Here is a 2,201-nt window from a genome sequence, read left to right on the forward strand (position 1 = left end):
ATCACAGCGAGTCTTAACGCTTTATAGACGGACTTTTTCCGTCTATGTTGCTGCTATTTGTTATGAAACTCAAATGTTATCAATCTGTTGTGTGAACTTGTGTATATTTACAGGGGTGAATTACGGAAAAACTCCGTATATGAGACTAAAGTACGGATTAGATTAACTTGGTCTTTTGATGTAATGGCTAGATCGTCCACTCATTTGGTCTGAGAAGCTTTGGGGCACTTTCGAGTTAGAAAGTGCCACGGGTAAAAATTCAATGCGAGAAGCTTTTGGACAAAATTATTTACAGGGTCAAGCTTGCCAGTGACTTTGCTAATTTAACGATCCTTGAATAACTTTTCGTATACCAAAACCTCAAAGACCTCCGTTGGCAGCGGTGGTAGATTTGCGCCGAACTGGACAAAACCTTCCATCCTAGAACCGTGGCATCAGATTCACTTTATGCAAAGCTTTCCTTGAGATATGCAATATACTGTCTCTGCAAATACTCGTACCTCAACTCAGGCTTCAATATTTTTACATATTGGTTTGTGAGGTACTGGAATCGCTGCGGATATAGCTATCAACAAGCTTACGCCACTCATCAGGCTTGCCATATAATTCAGTGTGAGGAAGTACTATAAACTTATTATTAACTTCAAGGATCAGTGTCGGATACCCATGAACCTGTAACTTCTGCATTAACAGTTGGCTTTTCTGTATTTCTTCCTGTTCAATACCTAGATTTGCATTCATAGCTTTATGCCACTGTGCGCCCTCTAATCCTAATTTTGCTGATAGTTCCTCAAGTACTTCGGGATGATTGACCTGCTTACCATCAACATAATGGGCCTGCTGAATGGCTTTCAACATATCTAAAGGGGCGATACCCAATTGCTTTGCAGTTAGAATTGCACGTGCTGTGATGAAAGAGTCCAAAATCATTTCATCGTTGCCTTTCACTCGCTGGATATATTTTTCTCCAAACTGTGCTCCCGTCATTTTGGCAATGCGCTCGTCATTGGCGAGGATATGGCTCCGAAAATTGGGCTCGATAGCCTTGTTGTCTATCATACCGCCAGGGTGGAGAGTCAGCATAATCTCAGTGTTAGCTGCAATTGCAGCTAACAGAGAAGTAGCACCGTAACACCAACCACACATCGGGTCGAAAAAGTAGTGTACTTTTACCATTTCATTTCACCCATATGTGCCTTAGCACCAATACTTAGAGCCATAGGCAGTTGTGCTTCGGGATAGCTTGCAGACATTTTGTCTATCAATTCAGCGCTATTCTGGCTACTACTTTTCGCCTGCTGGAAGTCTGCCAGATACTGCTGCGAATAACTTATAGTGCTTGCATCAAGCTTCGTTCCGGCTTTCATGTGTCCCGGAATGACTATCTCTGGATTTAGCGCCTGAAGTTCTTCCAATTGTTTAACCCATGCTTTCTGACTACCCTCAGATTGCGCGTCAGCCATCCAAAGATGCAAATTGCCGTATACGGCGACATTACCCAGAACCGTTTTGCTAGAAGGAATCCACAAGTAAGGACGATGAGCCAATTCTCCTTGAGTGCCACGAATCTCGATTTTGTGTTCATCAACTGTCAACACATTGTCTTCGATAGCTTGTGGTAGATAAGGTTCAACCGGAGCATTGCTCCCCATTTTAGGCCCCCAAAACGCTAATTTTCCTGCGAGCTTTTTCTCTATGACCTCAATGACTGCCGGGGTACTCAGAACTTGCGCCTCCGGGAATAGTGTATGTAGTACTTCGGCACCAAAGTAATAATCTGGGTCGGCCTGACTAATAAAAATAGTTTTGAGCTCTTTGCCACTATCGAGAACTTTTGCGGCAATGCGCAGAGCATCTGCTTTGGTAAAGCCTGTATCGACTACCATGACTTCACTCTCACCGATTACTAGTGTTGAGTTTACGTGGAAGCTGTTCTTGTCAGCGTTATAAACATCAAAAGTTAGTGGTGTATTTTCTGCTGCGGTTGCATTTGCAGCCAGTAAGACAGATGTGGCCATTAGAGTAAATTTTTTCATACCGTTCTCCTTGAATGTGTTTGGGTACGGAGAAGATAATAAGGAATTGACGCGCTCAGAAAAACACACCAAACTGAGCATTATTGTTTCTTAAATCGAGCAAGTGTATGGATAGGCTAACAGCCGCAAAAGTATTTGTTGACGTTACAAGATCGGAAGAGCGGT

Annotated in this window: 2 protein-coding genes; both read right to left on the reverse strand. The window is 42.9% G+C overall.

Annotated features, from left to right (window positions below):
* Window positions 1-522: 522 nt before the first annotated feature.
* Window positions 523-1,176: a DsbA family protein gene (locus ACP45E_RS20850; protein WP_017036231.1), complete on the reverse strand. Its 654-nt coding sequence runs from the start codon at window positions 1,174-1,176 to the stop codon at window positions 523-525.
* Window positions 1,170-2,036 (reverse strand): MBL fold metallo-hydrolase, encoded by an 867-nt coding sequence (locus ACP45E_RS20855; protein WP_017038095.1) that lies wholly within the window; start codon window positions 2,034-2,036, stop codon window positions 1,170-1,172. Before ACP45E_RS20855 ends, ACP45E_RS20850 begins: the two co-directional genes overlap by 7 nt.
* Window positions 2,037-2,201: the final 165 nt, after the last annotated feature.

Source organism: Vibrio genomosp. F10 str. 9ZD137 (assembly GCF_049974785.1).
Taxonomy (GTDB): Bacteria; Pseudomonadota; Gammaproteobacteria; order Enterobacterales; family Vibrionaceae; genus Vibrio.

Coding starts and splice junctions, on each gene's coding strand:
- ACP45E_RS20850 (WP_017036231.1), bottom strand. CDS start 1,176: ATGGTAAAAGTACACTACTTTTTCGACCCGATGTGTGGTTGGTGTTAC.
- ACP45E_RS20855 (WP_017038095.1), bottom strand. CDS start 2,036: ATGAAAAAATTTACTCTAATGGCCACATCTGTCTTACTGGCTGCAAAT.